Source organism: Idiomarina sp. (assembly GCF_019431395.1).
Lineage (GTDB): Bacteria > Pseudomonadota > Gammaproteobacteria > Enterobacterales > Alteromonadaceae > Idiomarina.
Genome location: NZ_CP080268.1, coordinates 1092510 through 1109684 on the forward strand (window position 1 = coordinate 1092510; position 17175 = coordinate 1109684).

The 17175-nt window shown below is 49.0% G+C and carries 16 protein-coding genes; 1 reads left to right on the forward strand and 15 read right to left on the reverse strand.

All coding sequences use genetic code 11. The features are described from left to right. Position 1 precedes the first annotated feature (1 nt). Positions 2-1804 carry a gamma-glutamyltransferase gene (gene ggt / locus KZ771_RS05430; protein WP_290654605.1) on the reverse strand — a complete coding sequence of 601 codons (1803 nt, stop codon included), beginning with the start codon at positions 1802-1804 and terminating at the stop codon, positions 2-4. 73 nt (positions 1805-1877) lie between these two features. Between ggt and KZ771_RS05435 the strand changes: the two genes are divergently transcribed. Next, the gene (locus KZ771_RS05435; RefSeq protein ID WP_290654606.1) at positions 1878-2438 is read left to right on the forward strand and encodes a rhomboid family intramembrane serine protease; all 561 of its coding nucleotides are present in this window, start codon (positions 1878-1880) and stop codon (positions 2436-2438) included. 10 nt (positions 2439-2448) lie between these two features. Here KZ771_RS05435 and KZ771_RS05440 read toward each other — a convergent pair whose 3' ends face one another. The 14 genes from KZ771_RS05440 to pspA all read right to left on the reverse strand — a co-directional run bounded on the left by KZ771_RS05440 (position 2449) and on the right by pspA (position 17087). Continuing rightward, on the reverse strand, positions 2449-4941 hold the full coding sequence (locus KZ771_RS05440) for a prolyl oligopeptidase family serine peptidase (RefSeq protein WP_290654607.1): 2493 nt from the start codon (positions 4939-4941) through the stop codon (positions 2449-2451). An 11-nt stretch (positions 4942-4952) separates the two neighbouring features. Then, on the reverse strand, positions 4953-5591 hold the full coding sequence (maiA, locus tag KZ771_RS05445; protein ID WP_290654816.1) for a maleylacetoacetate isomerase: 639 nt from the start codon (positions 5589-5591) through the stop codon (positions 4953-4955). Further along, complete coding sequence (locus KZ771_RS05450) at positions 5591-6616, reverse strand: fumarylacetoacetate hydrolase family protein (RefSeq protein WP_290654608.1); 1026 nt, start codon at positions 6614-6616, stop codon at positions 5591-5593. The genes maiA and KZ771_RS05450 overlap by 1 nt, the downstream gene beginning before the upstream one ends. Positions 6617-6622: 6 nt before the next feature. After that, positions 6623-7753: a homogentisate 1,2-dioxygenase gene (locus KZ771_RS05455; RefSeq protein WP_133538246.1), complete on the reverse strand. Its 1131-nt coding sequence runs from the start codon at positions 7751-7753 to the stop codon at positions 6623-6625. Beyond that, the gene (gene hppD / locus KZ771_RS05460; protein WP_290654609.1) at positions 7746-8819 is read right to left on the reverse strand and encodes a 4-hydroxyphenylpyruvate dioxygenase; all 1074 of its coding nucleotides are present in this window, start codon (positions 8817-8819) and stop codon (positions 7746-7748) included. Before hppD ends, KZ771_RS05455 begins: the two co-directional genes overlap by 8 nt. A gap of 263 nt (positions 8820-9082) precedes the next feature. Beyond that, positions 9083-10636, reverse strand: a complete 1554-nt coding sequence (gene tyrR, locus KZ771_RS05465) for a transcriptional regulator TyrR (protein WP_290572360.1) — start codon at positions 10634-10636, stop codon at positions 9083-9085. 139 nt (positions 10637-10775) lie between these two features. Continuing rightward, on the reverse strand, positions 10776-11114 hold the full coding sequence (locus KZ771_RS05470; RefSeq protein WP_133538243.1) for a 4a-hydroxytetrahydrobiopterin dehydratase: 339 nt from the start codon (positions 11112-11114) through the stop codon (positions 10776-10778). Positions 11115-11175: 61 nt separating this feature from the next. Further along, entirely contained in the window at positions 11176-11979 is an 804-nt protein-coding gene (phhA, locus tag KZ771_RS05475; protein ID WP_133538242.1) for a phenylalanine 4-monooxygenase, read from the reverse strand. A 31-nt stretch (positions 11980-12010) separates the two neighbouring features. Next, a complete protein-coding gene (gene megL, locus KZ771_RS05480) occupies positions 12011-13237 on the reverse strand; it encodes a methionine gamma-lyase (RefSeq protein ID WP_290654610.1) in 1227 nt (408 codons plus the stop codon). 147 nt (positions 13238-13384) lie between these two features. Next, positions 13385-14380, reverse strand: a complete 996-nt coding sequence (locus tag KZ771_RS05485; protein ID WP_290654611.1) for a TIGR01620 family protein — start codon at positions 14378-14380, stop codon at positions 13385-13387. Further along, the gene (locus tag KZ771_RS05490; protein ID WP_290654612.1) at positions 14377-15759 is read right to left on the reverse strand and encodes a YcjX family protein; all 1383 of its coding nucleotides are present in this window, start codon (positions 15757-15759) and stop codon (positions 14377-14379) included. The genes KZ771_RS05485 and KZ771_RS05490 overlap by 4 nt, the downstream gene beginning before the upstream one ends. Next, positions 15756-16127 carry an envelope stress response membrane protein PspC gene (gene pspC, locus KZ771_RS05495; RefSeq protein WP_133538239.1) on the reverse strand — a complete coding sequence of 124 codons (372 nt, stop codon included), beginning with the start codon at positions 16125-16127 and terminating at the stop codon, positions 15756-15758. The genes KZ771_RS05490 and pspC overlap by 4 nt, the downstream gene beginning before the upstream one ends. After that, complete coding sequence (pspB, locus tag KZ771_RS05500; RefSeq protein WP_133538238.1) at positions 16127-16366, reverse strand: envelope stress response membrane protein PspB; 240 nt, start codon at positions 16364-16366, stop codon at positions 16127-16129. The genes pspC and pspB overlap by 1 nt, the downstream gene beginning before the upstream one ends. A gap of 43 nt (positions 16367-16409) precedes the next feature. Further along, positions 16410-17087, reverse strand: a complete 678-nt coding sequence (gene pspA, locus KZ771_RS05505; protein ID WP_133538237.1) for a phage shock protein PspA — start codon at positions 17085-17087, stop codon at positions 16410-16412. Between the last annotated feature and the right edge of the window lie 88 nt (positions 17088-17175).

Below are 17175 nucleotides of genomic sequence, written 5' to 3' on the forward strand. Positions count from 1 at the left end.
GCTATTCCCCATTTACAATGCCTTCCCGACGCGGGTCTGCACCGCCGGTTAATGTTCCATCCGGGTTAATCGTTATGCCATGTAAACCGCTATTTAAATCCATAACACGCACGTCATGACCTCGTTTTTTAAGTGCTTCGGCGTGCTTTTCGATCGCCATGCCTTTCTCCAGCGATGTATAGTCGTTACGGTTTGTTACGTGACCAATATTCATCGCTTGCTGCATATCCAGCTGCCAGTCAATCAACCCGACAATGGTTTGCGTCACATAATTAATGATGCGGCTACCGCCAGGTGACCCAACAGCATGCACAACTTGCTTGCCTTGTTCATCCAGTATTATTGTCGGCGACATCGAACTGCGCGGACGTTTGCCCGGCTCAACCCGGTTAGCAATCGGCGTATCACCAGCCATTGGCACTAACGAAAAGTCAGTCAACTGATTGTTTAACAAGAATCCGCCTGCCATGACGGTCGAGCCAAAGCCCATCTCAATACTGGTCGTCATCGATACTACATTACCTTCGGCATCAACGATACTCATATGGCTGGTATTAGGACGTTCATAAGCAATATCCTGACGGTACTCTGGCTGCAGGTATAAGCCGGGGCTAGCTTTGCCCATATCGTCGCCGCTAATTTGTTGCGCGCGCGACGCCAGGTAATCGTCATCCAGCATGGCAGCAACGGGTACATCAACAAAGTCCGGGTCGGCAATCCATTGGTTACGGTCAGCGAATGCCATACGTGACGCCTGAGTAAACAAGTGTGTAGGTTCCAAACCGTTAATCGGCATTTCTGCTAACTCAAAGTTGGCTAAAACACCCAGTGTCTGCAATGTCGTCAAACCACCTGAGCTTGGTGGCCCCATACCGCACACCTGAAACTGACGGTAGTTATCGCACACCGGCTGACGAATTTTTGCCTCATAATTGGCCAGATCTTTTAAACTTAACTTACCCGGTGCAATGGGACTATTTTGTACCGCATCAACAATTTTTTCCGCCAGGGGACCTGTGTAAAACGCATCAGCGCCCTGCTCGGCTATTAATGACAAGCTGTTTGCATAGTCAGGGTTTTTCAACAGTTCACCGGCTTGCAGCGGCTCACCATCAGGGAAAAAATAAGCGCTTGCAGCGGGCATTTTCTTGACGCCCGGGTTTATTTCCATCTCAACTAGCTTAGCCAGCCGTGGCGATACTTCAAAGCCCTGCTCGGCTAAACTGATCGCATCGTCAAATAAACTGGACCATGACTTTTTACCCCAACGTTGATGCGCCAGTTCCAGGCCGCGCAATACACCGGGAGTACCGACTGAGCGGCCGCCAACCACAGCATCAATCCAACGCGGCGCATTACCTTGTTCATCTAAAAATAACTCATCAGTGGCATTCATCGGCGCCGTCTCACGAGCATCAACCGTATAGAGCTTTTTCTCGCTGTTGTCCCAATACAAAATAAACGCGCCACCACCAATGCCTGACGACTGTGGTTCGGTTAATCCCAGCATAGTTTGCACGGCAATCGCCGCATCAACCGCACTACCACCATCTTTCAACACCTCGTAACCGGCATTAACCGCATGAGGGTTGGCGGCAGCCACCATAAAGTTTTTGCTATGAACGGCTTTTTTATCAGCAAATCCCGTTGCTGCTTCAGGTTCACGGACTTCAACAGAGGTTTTCTCCGGCGCCTTTGTCTGAGCTGTGCTGGTTTGCGACGACTCTTGCGACTGTGGACTACAAGCCAGCAAAAATGATGACAACACTGATGCGACTATCGTGTACCTGACATTAATTTTCATACAATCCCTTTTCTGTTACAGCATTTTGCCTCTATCATACGAACCCATGACCACAGGTGCAATGAGATCAATCATGCAAAAGCTCGAACACGGTGTTTTTGGATTAATTCTACTGCTTATCGTTATGGCGGTACTGCAGCTAAATCCACAGTGGCACCAGGCCCTCACCTATAATAGCGACACTGCCATTAGTCAGGGCTGGCCGCTAATAGCGGCTCATTTGCTGCATTTGGACTGGTCGCATGCCCTGTTCAATTATTTGGCACTAGCGGTTATCGTGGTCATTTGGAGAGATTTGTTATCCAGTCGGTGGCTGATTAATGCGACGCTGTTAAGCGGGGTAACCATTAGCCTGCTGCTACTGCCGTTCGAAGTGCAATTTGTTGGTTTATCGGGGGTTATTCACGGGCTATTGCTTTATTGCCTGGTCCGAGACGCCAAACAGCACCGCTGGTTATGGGGCGTCAGTGTATTACTGGTGATAAAAGTTATTGCTGAATTACTCGGCTGGCGACCGGCTCACTTTGTTGGTGACGATGTGGCACTAATTCACGCTGCCGGACTACTTAGTGCTGCCGTGTTGTTAAAATTAGAACGGCGTCGGTTAAGCGACGCCGTTCCCCATAAAGACTAAGCTTAGGTGCTTACTTTAGGTTTTCCTCGAACAGTTTGAAAATCCGACGGTATTCGTTCAGCCAGCTTTCCGGCTGGCGGAAACCGTGCGGTTCAACCGGGTAAATAGCTGTTTCCCAGTCTTCTTTCTTCAGCTCGATTAAACGCTGTACCAACCGTACGCTGTCCTGGAAAAATACATTGTCATCAATCATCGGTGAATTGATCAGCAACGCATCTTCTAAGCCCTCAGCAAAGTAGATAGGCGAGCTTTGACGGTACGCAATGGTATCGTCCTGAGGCAGGTTCAGAATGTTGGACGTATAACCGACATTGTAATGTGCCCAGTCAGTGACCGGACGCAATGCAGAGCCGGCTTCAAATAATCCCGGTTCTTTAAACAGCGCCATAAAGGTTAAGAAGCCACCATAGGAGCCACCGTACGTGCCAAGGCGGTCACCATCAACGTTCAGGTTGGTTTCCAGATAGCTCGCCACATCGACTAAATCTTCTACTTCCGGCGTGCCCATTTGGCGATAAATGGCCGTGCGCCAGTCGCGTCCGTAGCCTTTAGAGCCCCGATAATCAAGATCCGCGACCACGTAGCCGTGCTTGTTCAGCAGGCTATGGAACATAAACTCACGGAAGTAACCAGACCAGCCCATGTGCGCATTTTGCAAGTAGCCAGCACCATGGATAAACACCACTGCCGGGTATTCTTCTGCACGCTCGGCATCAAAACCTTCCGGCGTGTAGATACGCGTGTAAACAGGCTCATCAACATGGCTCGACTCAACGCCGACAACATCCGGCGCTGTCCAGTCGATGCTAAGGAACTTCTCTGACACCGTATGGGTCATCCGCTCAGGCGCATCGCTGACGTTAGCCTCTTTATGATAAAGCTCAGGCGGCATTAATGGCGTTGAGTGGGTCAGAATCAGCTCGTCTGCTTGCGGGCTTAACTCAAACGCCGTCATGCCGTCTAAATCCGTCATCGCTTCCGGCTCTGAGCTACCGTCAGTTTTTACACGGTAAACTTCGTAAATACCCGGGTGCTCAATATTGGCCTGAAAGTAAAGGTACTCAGCGTCGTTGCTTAACTCCGCCGTTTCGACGACATAGTTGCCTTCGGTGAGCTGCTGAGTGTCACCGTTCAGCGGCTTCACATACAAATGCGAATAACCATCGGCTTCAGACATGAACCACAGGCTCTCGTCGTTTAACCAACCAAACTCGTTGTGAGTATAGTTAATCCAGGCATCATCGTGCAGGCGATCCTGTGGCACTAATTTTTTGCCGCCGAAATCAACAGTCGCAATCCAGCGATCTTTGTTGTCCCAGGCTTCCAGCATAACCGCCAACTCAGTGCCGTTGTCATTCCACTGAATCGCACCATTTTCCCAGCCCCAATCGGCCATTAAATGAATTGGACGTGGTTTTTGTTCTGATTCATAGGTTTCGCCACGCGCTTGATGGTTCTCACGCTTAACGTCAGCCAGTACATCCTCATTCCAGCCCGGCAACGTATTGTAAGTCAGAGCCGTATCAGTGTGGTTTTCTAAATCCAGGATTACTAACTGATCTTCATCTGGCAGCGCATCAGCGACACGGCGGCGTACCTGTTCGCTGGAAACTCGGCCGTCTTCGTTAATGTAGTTTGGCATGATATCGCCGTCTTCACGCCATTTGTTCGGCTCGCTAATCGCCGCAACAATTTTATCGCCGCGCGGTGACAAACGTGCCTGAACTAACTGCTTCGACTTATCCAGATAAAAAGGCTTAGGAGCCAGGCTGACGTTTTGAGACTGTAACTGTTGTTGACGTTCAAAACGTTCTTCAGCCGCTTTACGCTCTTTCTGCACGTACTGAATAAGCTGTTGTTCTTCTTTCGCTAAGTAATCTTTTGGCGCTTCATTCGCTTTGGGTGCATCGGCAAACTTGATAGCAGCAACCTGACGCGTCAGGCCGGAGTTAACATCAATCACATAAAAGTCGTTGCCCTGCTGATAGCTTAAAGAGCCGTCCGTCATGGCTTGTAAGTTATGCTGGCGGGCTTCGTCACGGGTCAGTTGCTTAACACTGCCGTCGCCAAAGCGGGCAAACACATTGCCCTCAAAAGTGTAGGCCAGCCAATTACCGGCAACGGACTGCTCTTTTTCGTCCGCCACATACAGGTGATAGTCCGACAGCGCCACTTTACTGGCTTCGCCTTCAGCATTGTTGATAATCATCAGGTCACGGATTTCACTGCCTTCGCGCTTCTGATAAAACAGAATGTGTTCACCATCCATGCTCCAGAAAGCATTTTCCGGAAAACGCCCCATCCAGTCCGGATCGGCCATGATCTGTTCTATGGTTAATTCAGCCGTGCCTTGTGCAGAGGCAAGCGGGTTCGCACTTAAGGTTTGTACCTGTGGTGCGGTTGCATTAGATGTGTTAGCGGAGTCATTAGCTGGTGTTGTAGATGCGCAAGAGGCGGCCATTAATGCCGCCCCTATTGCTATCACTAAACGTGATTTTAGCATGTTGTTATTCCTTATTGTGCGTCTGGCTGATTCTCTGGGCGTGCCTGCTGTACCGCGTTTAATTGTTGTAAGCGGTGATGCACTGCAACCAGCGTTGGGTAGTTATCTAACGGTACCTTAAAACGCTCGGCATTGTACACTTGCGGTAACAAGCAAATATCCGCTAATGTTACCGAATCTCCATAGCAATAATCACCTGCTGTTTCGGTCAGGCGCTGTTCAAATGCGGTGAACGTGGTCGTTACCCAATGATGTATCCAGCCCGTGCGCTGTTCATCGCTGCAATTAAGCTCACCGGTTAAATATTTTAATACGCGCAGGTTAGTTACCGGCTGTAGCTCGCAAGCCAGATCATAAGCCAACGCACGCGCACGCGCCCGATCGACAGTCGCCGACGGCAGCAGCGGGTTGGTCGCATAACGTTCATCCAGGTACTCGATTATCGCCAGTGACTGGTTAAGCGTCACGTCATCGTCGACAAAGGTCGGTACCAGTCCGGCAGGGTTCAACTTGCGATATTCGGGGGTATGCTGCTCGCCACCATCTTTTACCAGGTGCACCGGATGGTATTCAAACGGCAGCTCTTTTAAATAAAGCGCCAGTCTGACACGAAAACTGGCGCTTGAGCGCCAGTATCCATAGAGCTTCATCATGCTGAAGGTCCTTTGTATTCAACCACTTTTTGATCGATAGCACCAAAGATGGACTCGCCATCAGCATTTTTCATTTCCATGTGGATGGTGTCACCAAATTTCATGAACTCAGTCGTTGGCTTGCCATCACGAATGGTTTCGATCATACGGACTTCGGCAATGCAGCTATAACCAACGCCACCTTCAGCAATAGCGGTTCCGTGGTCTGTACCTTGTTTATTCGACACCGTACCCGAACCAATAATAGCGCCCGCGCCCAGGTTTCGAGTTTTAGCCGCATGCGCAACTAACTGACCAAAGTCAAAGGTCATGTCCTCGCCCGCGTTTGGCTTACCAAACGGCTTACCGTTGTAGTGCGACAACAATGGTAAGTGAACTTTACTGTCCTTCCAGGCACTGCCCAGCTCGTCCGGCGTTACCGCCACAGGCGAGAACGCAGACGATGGTTTACTCTGGAAAAAGCCAAAGCCTTTGCCGAGTTCGCCCGGAATAAGGCCACGCAATGACACATCGTTAACCAACATAAGTAGTTTAATGTGACTTGCAGCCGACTTCGCATCGATACCCATAGGTACGTCGTCAGTAACTACAGCAATTTCGCCTTCAAAATCAATACCCCACTCGGTGCTCGCCATTTGAATTTCATCATGTGGACCTAAGAAGTCATCCGAGCCACCTTGATACATCAGTGGATCTTCCCAGAAGCTCGGTGGCATTTCGGCACCACGTGCTTTACGTACCAATTCAACGTGGTTGACATACGCGCTGCCGTCGGCCCACTGATACGCGCGAGGCAATGGCGACTCACACATGACTTGCTCAAAAGTCACTTCACCATCAACGCTACCTTTATTCAGTTGCGTGTAAACGTCATTAAGCTTTGACTCAACATCGTCCCAGTTATCAATGGCTTCTTGCATACATGAAGCAATTGCCGGTACTGCAACCGCTCGGGTTAAGTCTTTGCTGACTACCATTAACTGGCCGTCACGCGTTCCATTTCTATAAGTGGCTAATTTCATAAGTTGTTATTTCTCCTGCCAGCTGTAGACATAATCTGGATTCTCGACTTTCATCGCCGCGTCGCTCATTTGCAATGCGTCGCGTGTATCCAGCATGACTGCGACTTCGTCAGTGAATTTCTTTTTATGTTCCCGACCCGCCTTGAAAGCTTTCGGGTGTGGGCCATGGGTAAATCCTGCCGGATGGAAGGTTACCATACCACGGTCAATATTATCGCGGCTAAAGAAGTCACCCTCGTGGTAGAACAACACCTCGTCATAATCATCGTTGTTGTGATAAAACGGCACTTTAAGTGCGCCAGGATCAGACTCGATAGGACGTGGCACAAAAGTACACACCACGAAACGTTCAGCAACAAACGTTGTGTGTGCTGACGGCGGTAAGTGATACCGGTGACTCATTAGTGGCCGTATGTCACGCCAGTTCAAACGCACGGGGGCTAAATCACCGTGCCAGCCAATGGCATCCAACGGGTTATACGGATAAGTAATAACGCTGACTTGCTGATGACGCTTAACATACACTTTCCAGCTGTCTTCGCTGTACTGTGCTTTAAACTCGTCATCAATGGCAGGCGTATCCAGAACCGCCGGGTCGAATACCGCATGGTTACCGACAATGCCCTTCTCCGGCAGCTGATACGAACCATTGGTGGTTTCAATCATCAGCAATTCCATTTTCTCGCCGGGCTCTAAGCGCCAGTTGGTCGAACGCGGCACTAAGAAGTAGTCACCCTTAACCAGGTGAATATGGCCATAGTCGCAATACAAGTGACCGCTGCCTTCATGCACAAACAACAGATCGTCGCCGTCAGCATTGCGCACCAAATACGGCATATTCTCTGAGCAGTGCCAGATACGGAACTTACAACTGTTGTTTGACAGCAAATCCGGCGTTAACCACGGATTTTCCGGCGCTTGCTCGGTAAGCTGGTTAAAATCAAAGGCACGCGGTTTAAGCGGACCTTCCCATTCCGACCAACCGGTCGGCGCATGTTGATGATGGAAGTGTGTCGCAGGGCCAAAAAAGCCGCTGCGACCCGCTTCGCGCTCATAAATGGCCTGCTCCGGAAAGTCAGCATGGGCTTGTCGTGACGACGTCCCTTCCTGCTTCGGGAAGCTGATCCATTTACGCATCGTCTAATACTCCCCGGCGAATTTGGTCTTCTTCAATGCTCTCAAACAGCGCTTTAAAGTTACCTTCGCCAAAGCCTTCGTTACCTTTACGCTGAATGATCTCGAAGAATACCGGACCAATCACAGTTTGCGTGAAGATTTGCAGCAAAATACCGTCTTTCATTGGCGCTCCGTCAATCAGAATGCGTTGCTTGCGTAGCGCGTCAACGTCTTCGTCATGGCCTTCAACACGCTCGTTGATTTTCTCGTAATAGGTGTCCGGCGTGTCCATGAATTCCATACCAATTGAGCGCAGGTCTTCAACGGTTTTGTAGATGTTGTCTGAGGTGAGTGCAATGTGCTGAATGCCCTCGCCTTTGTATTCACGCAGGTATTCTTCAATTTGTGACTTGTCGTCGTGCGACTCGTTAATTGGAATACGGATTTTGCCGCAAGGTGCAGTCATTGCACGGCTTAGCAGACCTGTCAGCTTTCCTTCAATGTCGAAATAACGGATTTCGCGGAAGTTACCAATGCGCTCATAAAAGCCTGCCCAGGTATCCATGTTGCCGCGGAATACGTTATGCGTCAGGTGGTCAATTTCGTACAGACCTGCCGCGTGGTCTTTCATTTTGTTTTCCCAGTTGTCATAGAAATCAAAATGCTGCTTATAAATTTCGTTGTTTTCATAATTATCAATGAAATACAGTGCACTCTCACCGATACCGAAAACCGCCGGGATACTCTCGACAACACCCTTCTCGTCAGGGAAGGCTTTAGCGCCGTTCTCCAAAGAATGCTGCTGTGCGTGCACGGCATCTTTCACTCGCCACGCCATACCACAAACGCTGGGCCCGTGATCTTGTGCAAACTCTTCAGCCTGACCGCCTGGCTCCGCATTTACCACAAAGTTAATATCATTTTGTTTGTATAACCAAGCTTGCTTAGATTTGTGCTTGGCCACTTCTGTAAAGCCCAGCTTATCAAATAAGTCTTTTAACGCGTCGATACCCTTTTGATCCGGAGCCGTGTACTCAACGAATTCAAAACCATCGGTATTCAGGGGGTTAGTCATTTGTTCTGACATAGTGTGTTCCTTCCTCGTGTTCGGTTTCATGACTTTATGTCATTTGTAATGTTGTTGTTTGTCAGCTTACTTTAGAAGGATGGCCGGAACTTGGCGAGCTTCTGACACACACAGATTTTTGCGAAGTCGGCACGACCGCTGTAGCGTTTTTTTTACAGGCGGAAGCAGGCACAAAAAAACGCGCTCGAGTCGTTACAATTAGCGCGTTTTTGATTGATTTTGATTGTAAACATATTTTTACAACCGTTTTTTAGTGTCCGCTTTTATTTACGCTTGCGTTGTTTTCCAATGCCATAGTCTCGTAACTTATTAGCAACAGCGGTATGTGAAAGGCCCAACCGCTTAGCTAGTTGCCGCGTACTGGGGAAGCTAGGATACAAGCGTTTTAGAATGCTGGCTTCAAACTGCCGCACGGCATCATCTAAACTCAGATCATCCATATCGATGGCTAAGGGTTCATCGGATTGTTTTAGTTCAGGCAAACGTACATCGCCGGGCTCAAGAATGTCGCCTTCAAGCATTGATACTGAGCGGAACATGGTGTTTTCAAGTTGTCTGACATTACCCGGCCATTGATAACGTCGTAACTTTTCGCGTGTCGCGCGACCCAGCTTAACCTGGCTTCTACCCAAGGTTTTGCAGGCTTGATTAATAAAATGTTCCGCCAACAACAGAACATCTGCCCCACGCTCTCGCAACGGCGGCAGGTTTAGCGATAAGACGTTCAGGCGATAATATAAATCTTCACGGAACTTACCCTGCTCCACCAATGCGTACAATTGGTCCTGAGCGGTACAAATTACCCGCACATCAACACTGACTTCCTGCTCCTCACCAATGCGACGAAATACGCCATCCTCTAAAAAGCGCAATAATTTGGCCTGCAAGCTTATGGACATTTCACCCACGGAGTCCAGTAACACGGTACCGCCGGCAGCTTGCTCTAAAACCCCGGTTTTTCGTGCACTTTGATGACTCAGACTACCCTCACCGTGACCAAATAATTCACTCTCGGCAACGTTATCCGGTAGCGCCGCACAGTTAATCGCTAAAAATGGTTTTTCAAAGCGCGCGCTGGCAAAGTGGCAGGCCTTGGCTAACAACTCTTTCCCCGAGCCGGTTTCGCCTTCTATCAATAACGGCGCATCGAGTTCTGCCATACGCTGTGCGTCTTTAAGCACACGCTTTATACTCGCGTGTTCGGTTAAAATGCCACCAAACGCTGATTGATTGTCGCCACGCTGCCAAGTGGCTGTGATCGGTTCGGTTTTACAGGTAATAACCGCTCCGGCAAAGGTTTCACCGCCATCCTCTGCGGTGACCCAAATCGGTAATAACTGCGCGTGATATTCACTTTGCCCAATAAGAATCGCCTCGTAAGTGGGCTCTTTGGGCTCCTTATCTAACCAGCGCAAAATCGAAAAACCATGAATATACTGATTGATGAGTTCGCCTTTGAGCTGTTCATTGTTACCTGCTAGTAACTGCACACCAGCATCGTTGATAATATCGATTTGGCCTTTGCTGTCTATGGATAACACCGGATCCGGCAAGGTACTCAACAGCAAGCTAAACTCAAAGTGCTCACGCTCAAACGGCATGTAGGGGATCGTCTTAACATCTTTAACGTTGGGGATACGACGAATCTGCGGCATTAAATGACTAAAGTCTTCAAATGCCAACTCCGGGAAGTTGAGGAATATTTTACCGCGCGGATCAACTTCTATGCCGCGTAAATCAATCTCTTGATCGCGCAGTATCTGTAAAACGTCCTGACAGATTCCTAAACGGTCGTCGCATGTAATCTCTAGTCTCATAACCCTGGCGTTTAACTCTCACGTCAAATCATCGAATGTTTGTAAAGCAAATAGTACAGCATCTGACCCCGGACAGATAGCAAAAACCCCAGCACTCGGCTGGGGTTTTATTCCATTGGTCGAAAGCTACGTAAATTAATTACGCTTCAACAACCTTATCGGTTTTTGCCGCCATAATAAAATCATTGCGATGCAGACCGTCAATTGCGTGCGTCCACCAGATAACGGTTGTTTTGCCCCACTCGGTGGTGATCTCCGGATGGTGCTTTTCTTCTTCGGCAAGCTCGCCGACGCGATTAGTGAAGGCTAGAGCCTGACGGAAGTTTTTGAACTTATATTCGCGTTGTAGCATCATCACGCCGTCACGGGTGATTGGGGTCCACTCGGGGATTTCACGCATTAACTCTTTAAGCTCGTCGTCGCTTACTTTTGGCACGTCGCCACGACAGGCTTCGCATTTTTCGCTATCTAGAGACATTGTTGCTCCTTTGGTTTATTTTTTGACTTGCGCCAGAGGCGCAAGTTACTGGATTTATGTCTTATGCGACATCGGTTTTTGGTTTTGGCGGAAATTTCGGCTCAAACAAGCCGAGTTCCATTGCTTCTTGAACCAACGCCATAATATCCATGTCGGAAATTTCAAATAGTTCATCAACACTTTCGATGGTGTAGTACACCGGCTGAATAATATCAATGCGGTATGGCGTGCGTAGCGCGTCCAGCGCTTTCAGCGGCTTACGTTCGGGCTTATCGCTGTTTACGGCGTACTCGGTTTCTGCCGGTGACGATAAAATACCTCCACCATAAATGCGTAACCCTTCTTTGGTTTTCATCAAACCAAATTCCACGGTAAACCAATATAAACGCGCTAAGTATACACGCTCTTTAGGTGAGGCAGCATAACCCAGCTTACCGTATTGATGGGTAAAGTGAGCGAAGGCCGGGTTCGTTAACAACGGGCAATGGCCAAAAATCTCGTGGAAAATATCTGGCTCTTGCAGGTAGTCAAACTCTTCCCGTGTACGAATAAAGGTTGCTACCGGGAATTGTTTATTAGCCAGTAGCCGGAAAAATTCGTCGAACGGAATAAGCGCCGGCACCGCGGCCACTTGCCAGCCGGTCTCGCGCTCAAGCACCTCATTGAGTTCGTGTAATTGCGGTAAGCGATCTGTCGGTAGATCGAGTAACTCGAGTCCTTTCATATACTCGTCACAGGCTTTTCCGGGAATACATTTTAACTGGCGCTCAACTAAATCATGCCAGATTGCATTCTCCTCGTCGGTCCAATGAATGATGCCATTCTCGTCCGGCTGCTTGGATACGTATTGACTCTGTTTACCCATACCTTCCTCTTGTTGTGTTAGTCGTAATTTTTTATGCGCTTCGTTGCCAACGCTGCTGACTGGACTGCAGTGCCTGGCTAAGATCAGCAATGATGTCCTGAGCAGCTTCCAGCCCTACGGCTATGCGAACCAGCGTATCGCTAATACCGGCTTTTTGACGTGCCTCCGGGGTATAAGGCGAATGTGTCATTGACGCCGGATGCTGTATCAAGGTTTCTGCATCCCCCAGACTCACTGCCAGCGGTATCATCTGTAGCTGATTTAAAAAGTAACGTGCCTGTGCTTCATCGCCATCAAGCTCGAACGCAATAACAGCACCGGCATGGCGCATCTGGGTGCCGATTAAACTGTGATTCGGGTGTTCAGCTAATCCCGGATAGTAAACCTTGCGCACTAAACTATGCTTATGCAAAAAGTCAGCGACTTTTTCTGCATTTTCACAATGCCGCTGCATCCGCACATCTAACGTTTTTAAACCTCTTAAAATTAACCACGCATCGTGCGGGCTAATGGTTGCACCCATATCTTTTAGCGTCGTGCCTTTAATCAGCGCAATGTCATCATTGCTGCCGCAAACGATGCCGGCGACAACGTCACCGTGACCATTCAAAAATTTGGTGGCGCTGTGAATAACCAGGTCAGCACCCAGTTGTTTTGGTTGCTGTAATAACGGTGTCATAAACGTGTTGTCGACAATCAGCTTGATATCGCGGCCGGCTAGTATTTGACTTACTGCTTCGATATCAACCAGCTTTAAATGCGGGTTAGCCGGGCTTTCCAAAAACACCAATCGCGTGTTGTCTTTAAGCGCCGCGGTTAGCGCATCAGCGTCAGTTAAGTCGACAAAATCGGCATGCACGCCAAAACGTTCAAATAACTCACTGAACAGGGCGAAACTACAGCCATAAATCGCATCAGAAACTATAATGTGATCACCGGCCTTAACAAACGCCATAGTCGTTGCGGCAATGGCACCCATTCCGGTGGCTGTTGCTGCAGCCGCATCGTAACCTTCCAACGCCGCGACACGCGTTTCTAACTCATGCGTAGTGGGATTACCCAGCCGACTGTAAATATAGCCGCCTTCTTCCCCGGCAAAGCGAGCTGAGCCTTGCTCGGTATTGGCAAACTTGAAGGTTGACGTTTGATACAACGGAGCCGCCAGCGCACCATGAGGATCATCGTGCCCACTGCCGGCGTGGATAACTTGTGTAGCCATCTGCCAGGCTGTTTTATTATTGTTATCAGAATTAGCCATAGTGATGCGTTTTTCACCTATATTATTAAAAACTTGTTACCGCGTTTATTAATTCTAAGAGTGCATTGAAGGCGGGCGTTAAGGCAATAAAAAAGCCCGCGACAAGCGCAGGCTTTTGTGTAACGTAAATTTTCCAGTGGCAATCATTCAGGACGTCTCACCGGCCCTTTGCGATTCTTTTTCGGTGCCTTTCGAGCGCCGGTAAATACCCGGTAACAACTGACTCAGTTGCGTTAAGATATCTTTTTGCAGGCGCGCGTAGCCGGGACGTTTGGTGTAATGAAAAGGCAGTGGCCGCGTTAAATTAACGGCCTGATAACCCAGTCGCGCCGTCAAAAGGCCAGCGCCTAGACCCTGCCCCGCGCGCGCGGACAGTTTTGTCATCAGCTCTGCACTGAGCCATTGAGCGCCCAGATCCACCGCTAATTCGCTTAAGCCCGCATAAGCCAAATTCGCTAGTGTTTGACGCCAAAGTCGTAGCCGACTCCAATAACCTAATTCGACACCATAACAGGCAGCTACATCAGCAATCATGCGCTGATTGCGCCACAACAATAACAACATATCCGCAACCGAACTGGGGCTGACCGCGACTAAGGCGGCAGTTTCTGCGGCGCGTTTGCTGATAATACGCTGTGCCTGCTGATCCACCCGGCTGAGAATATCTTTCTCGAAGCGCTCTGCTCGTTCTTGCTCGTTCCAGTAGGGTTGCTCGAGCTGTTGCCACGCCTGCGCCAAATCGGGATGTTTTAACTCATTCAATAACTGTTGTGGCTGTGCTGTTTGCGTATCCCGGCGCCAGCGTCGTTTTAGTTTACGCAGCAGCAGAAATTCGCGGCCAACAAAGATAATAAGTAATAGCAATAAGATGCTTAAGCCGCCGCTCCATAACACGCCCAGCAGCCAGTGTTGATTAAAACTCTCGACAATGAGTAAGGCTGACTCAATGGTTACTGCTGCCAACAGCAGTAGCATACCAAGTAGCAACCAGCGGCTAAGGTGACGTCGTTTTTGCGGTCGGCTCGGCAAGGGTTCTGACACCTCAGTCGGTTCGAGAGCCACGGGTTTAATGGCATCATCGTCTGGATCCAGGTATTCCAGCTCGGCGGTTCCTTGTTTAGGTTGTTGTGACTGCTGCCTCATCGCAACTTATCTCCTAATAAAAATTCCAGTAACTGGTCCAAGCGGATATGCGGTAACGGCGACTGACCACTGCTAAAGTGGGGATAAAAGCGTGGGTATGCGAAACCTTGTTGCCATTGTTGTGAACTCGGCCAGGTTGCCGGCACCTGCGGCGCTTTAATACGAACCCGTTCGCCGGTATCGTCATAGCCGTCCAAAACCAGTGTGCCGTCGGGTCGCTCTCCTGACTGCGAAACCGCCACGCCGGCGGTGGCGAATAATTGATACTGAATACGTTCAAACGAGAGTTGCTGACTGCTTTGTTGCATTAACTGGGCTAATAGCTGACGCATATTGGCGTGCTGCGGCGGCGCCACATGGTCAGCTTTGGCCGCAACCAGTGCGACTTTGTCAATTTGCGGCGCGACCAAACGCTTCAGCAGGCTGTTGTGGCCGTAATCAAAGCTCTTCATCAGCTCATTCAATGCCAGCTTAAGTTCAGCTAGTGCATTTTCACCAGCCTGCAAGGCAGATAACACGTCCACCAGCACTACCTGACGGTTATAATTCTGAAAGTATTCTTTGTAAAAGGGCTTTATGACCTTGTCCTGGTAATAACGGTACTTACTTTCCAGTACCGGGCGCCATGATTCGGGCATGGTTAAATGGCTCGGCCAGGGGAAAAAATCCAGCGCCGGTGCTCCGGCCAGCTCGCCCGGTAACAAGTGTCGCCCTGGCTGCAAAAAGTATAAGCCAAATTCATTTTTGCAGCGTTTCAGTTGCTGCTGATAATCATTCGCTAAGCGGCGCAGCGTCTTGTCGATATCATCGTTGTTGCGAATACTATTTTCGACCCGCTGGTGCCAGTCCGCAAAAATGTCACTGCGAAGTGGTTGCCTCGCTAACCGCGACTGTTGCTGACTCCAGTCGTTATAATCCTGATCAAGCATCGGTAAATCCAATAACCATTCACCGGGGTAATCAACCAGATCGAGTGTTAAACGGCGGCTGTCACTTAACTTACTCGCCAGACCCCGCGACGGCTTATAATTAATCTCGACGCGAATTTCTGCGACATCGCGAGTCGACTGAGGCCAGTTGGACGGTTCACTGGTTAAGGCATTAATGGCCGCTTCATAATCAAACCGTGCGACCGACCAATTGGGGCTGGGTACCAATCTGACACCGTGTAAGCGCTGCTGCGAATGGACGTTTAAATAAGGCAGGGTCGGATTGTCGTTGGCATACAATAGCTGTTCCAGCATGCCGGTTAATAAGGCCGTCTTACCGGCGCCACTTAAGCCGGTAACGGCCAGCCTGATATGACGATCGAGCCCGCGATCGACTAAATCACGGGCTCGTTGCGATACTTTTCGGGTCAGCTTATCGGTTCGACTCACAGTTTGCTGAATTCCCTATGCAGGTTGTATTGTTCCGAGGTTACGTAGCGCTCCATTTTTTGCAACGTATGCTCAAGTTCTTCTAACTCGGTGTTTAATTCGCGAAACGCTCTGTGCGGCGGTTCTCCTGCCTGGTAAACACCGGTTTTAACATTCATATGGTGCGGCTGCGTTGGTTTCTTATCCAAAATTAACCAGCCGGCAACGTAAAGGATAAAGAAGAAGCCACTGGAAAAAATCAGGCCGGTAAAAAACACCACACGTACTATCCATGCTTCGATATTCAAATAGTCCGCCAGACCCGCACATACACCCGCTAATTTACCCTTTTCGGTATTGCGACATAATTCACGTTTAATCGAGGTCATTATTGGCTCCTCCAGTTTGGCGAGTCAGCATCCAAGATACGTTCTAGTGTTTTTACCCGTTCACGCATTTTTTCAACTTTTTCCGCCATCATATTTAATTGTGTTCTCTCGTCTTCGCTTAATCCCTTGTTCACCTGCTTTTTACTGCGATAGTGAAGAATAAGCCAGACAGGCGCCACAAAGATCATAAAAAGGATGAGTGGCGTTACCAGTAGTGCAATAATTCCTTCCATTTCCATAGTCAGTTCCTAACCGATCAATGTTGAAGAGTGGGCAACGAGATTACTCGTCGCCTTTTTTCTCTTTGGCTTTCATGCGTGCTTTCAATGCTTCCAGCTCGTCATTAACTTTTCCTTCGTTTTCCAGGTCAGCAAATTCATCTCGTAAGGTACGTTTGCCTAAGTCGTACGATTCGACCTGCGCTTCGATGTCATCAATTTTTGACTCATAGCGGTCAAACTTTTCCATGGCATCGTTAACTTTATTGCTGTCGACTTGCTGTTTAACTGCCAACCGGCTGGTTGCCGTTTTTTGACGCATTAAAATGGTCTTTTGACGCGCTTTAGCATCCGCCAGTTTTTCCTGTAACTGGCCAATTTCACTATTTAATTTGTCCAGACTCTCGTTGATGCGGTCAATTTCCTGTTGCAGCGAATCAACCACCTGTTGCGCTTTTTGCTTTTCGATCAGCGCTTGCTTAGCCAAGTCTTCACGCTCTTTAGACAACGCTAATTCAGCTTTGCTTTCCCAGTCCAGCACTTCGTGCTCGGCACGCTGTTGTTGGCGCTGAACGTCTTTTTTCTCGGCGATTAAACGCGCTGACGTTGAGCGAACCTCGACTAATGTGTCTTCCATTTCCTGGATAATCAGGCGTACCATTTTTTGCGGATCTTCCGCTTTATCTAACAATGCGTTGATATTCGAGTTCACGATATCGCTAAAACGTGAAAAAATACCCATAATCATTACCTCACAGTGTTTAATCGAATAAGTGACCTAATTGGTCTCTGGTTATAGGCATTCAACAATTAGGCCAACTTTTAAATTC

Bases quoted from the DNA above. Each gene is read 5' to 3' on its own strand.
- ggt (WP_290654605.1), bottom strand. From the start codon at position 1,804: ATGAAAATTAATGTCAGGTACACGATAGTCGCATCAGTGTTGTCATCA.
- KZ771_RS05435 (WP_290654606.1), top strand. From the start codon at position 1,878: ATGCAAAAGCTCGAACACGGTGTTTTTGGATTAATTCTACTGCTTATC.
- KZ771_RS05440 (WP_290654607.1), bottom strand. From the start codon at position 4,941: ATGCTAAAATCACGTTTAGTGATAGCAATAGGGGCGGCATTAATGGCC.
- maiA (WP_290654816.1), bottom strand. From the start codon at position 5,591: ATGAAGCTCTATGGATACTGGCGCTCAAGCGCCAGTTTTCGTGTCAGA.
- KZ771_RS05450 (WP_290654608.1), bottom strand. From the start codon at position 6,616: ATGAAATTAGCCACTTATAGAAATGGAACGCGTGACGGCCAGTTAATG.
- KZ771_RS05455 (WP_133538246.1), bottom strand. From the start codon at position 7,753: ATGCGTAAATGGATCAGCTTCCCGAAGCAGGAAGGGACGTCGTCACGA.
- hppD (WP_290654609.1), bottom strand. From the start codon at position 8,819: ATGTCAGAACAAATGACTAACCCCCTGAATACCGATGGTTTTGAATTC.
- tyrR (WP_290572360.1), bottom strand. From the start codon at position 10,636: ATGAGACTAGAGATTACATGCGACGACCGTTTAGGAATCTGTCAGGAC.
- KZ771_RS05470 (WP_133538243.1), bottom strand. From the start codon at position 11,114: ATGTCTCTAGATAGCGAAAAATGCGAAGCCTGTCGTGGCGACGTGCCA.
- phhA (WP_133538242.1), bottom strand. From the start codon at position 11,979: ATGGGTAAACAGAGTCAATACGTATCCAAGCAGCCGGACGAGAATGGC.
- megL (WP_290654610.1), bottom strand. From the start codon at position 13,237: ATGGCTAATTCTGATAACAATAATAAAACAGCCTGGCAGATGGCTACA.
- KZ771_RS05485 (WP_290654611.1), bottom strand. From the start codon at position 14,380: ATGAGGCAGCAGTCACAACAACCTAAACAAGGAACCGCCGAGCTGGAA.
- pspC (WP_133538239.1), bottom strand. From the start codon at position 16,127: ATGACCTCGATTAAACGTGAATTATGTCGCAATACCGAAAAGGGTAAA.
- pspB (WP_133538238.1), bottom strand. From the start codon at position 16,366: ATGGAAATGGAAGGAATTATTGCACTACTGGTAACGCCACTCATCCTT.
- pspA (WP_133538237.1), bottom strand. From the start codon at position 17,087: ATGGGTATTTTTTCACGTTTTAGCGATATCGTGAACTCGAATATCAAC.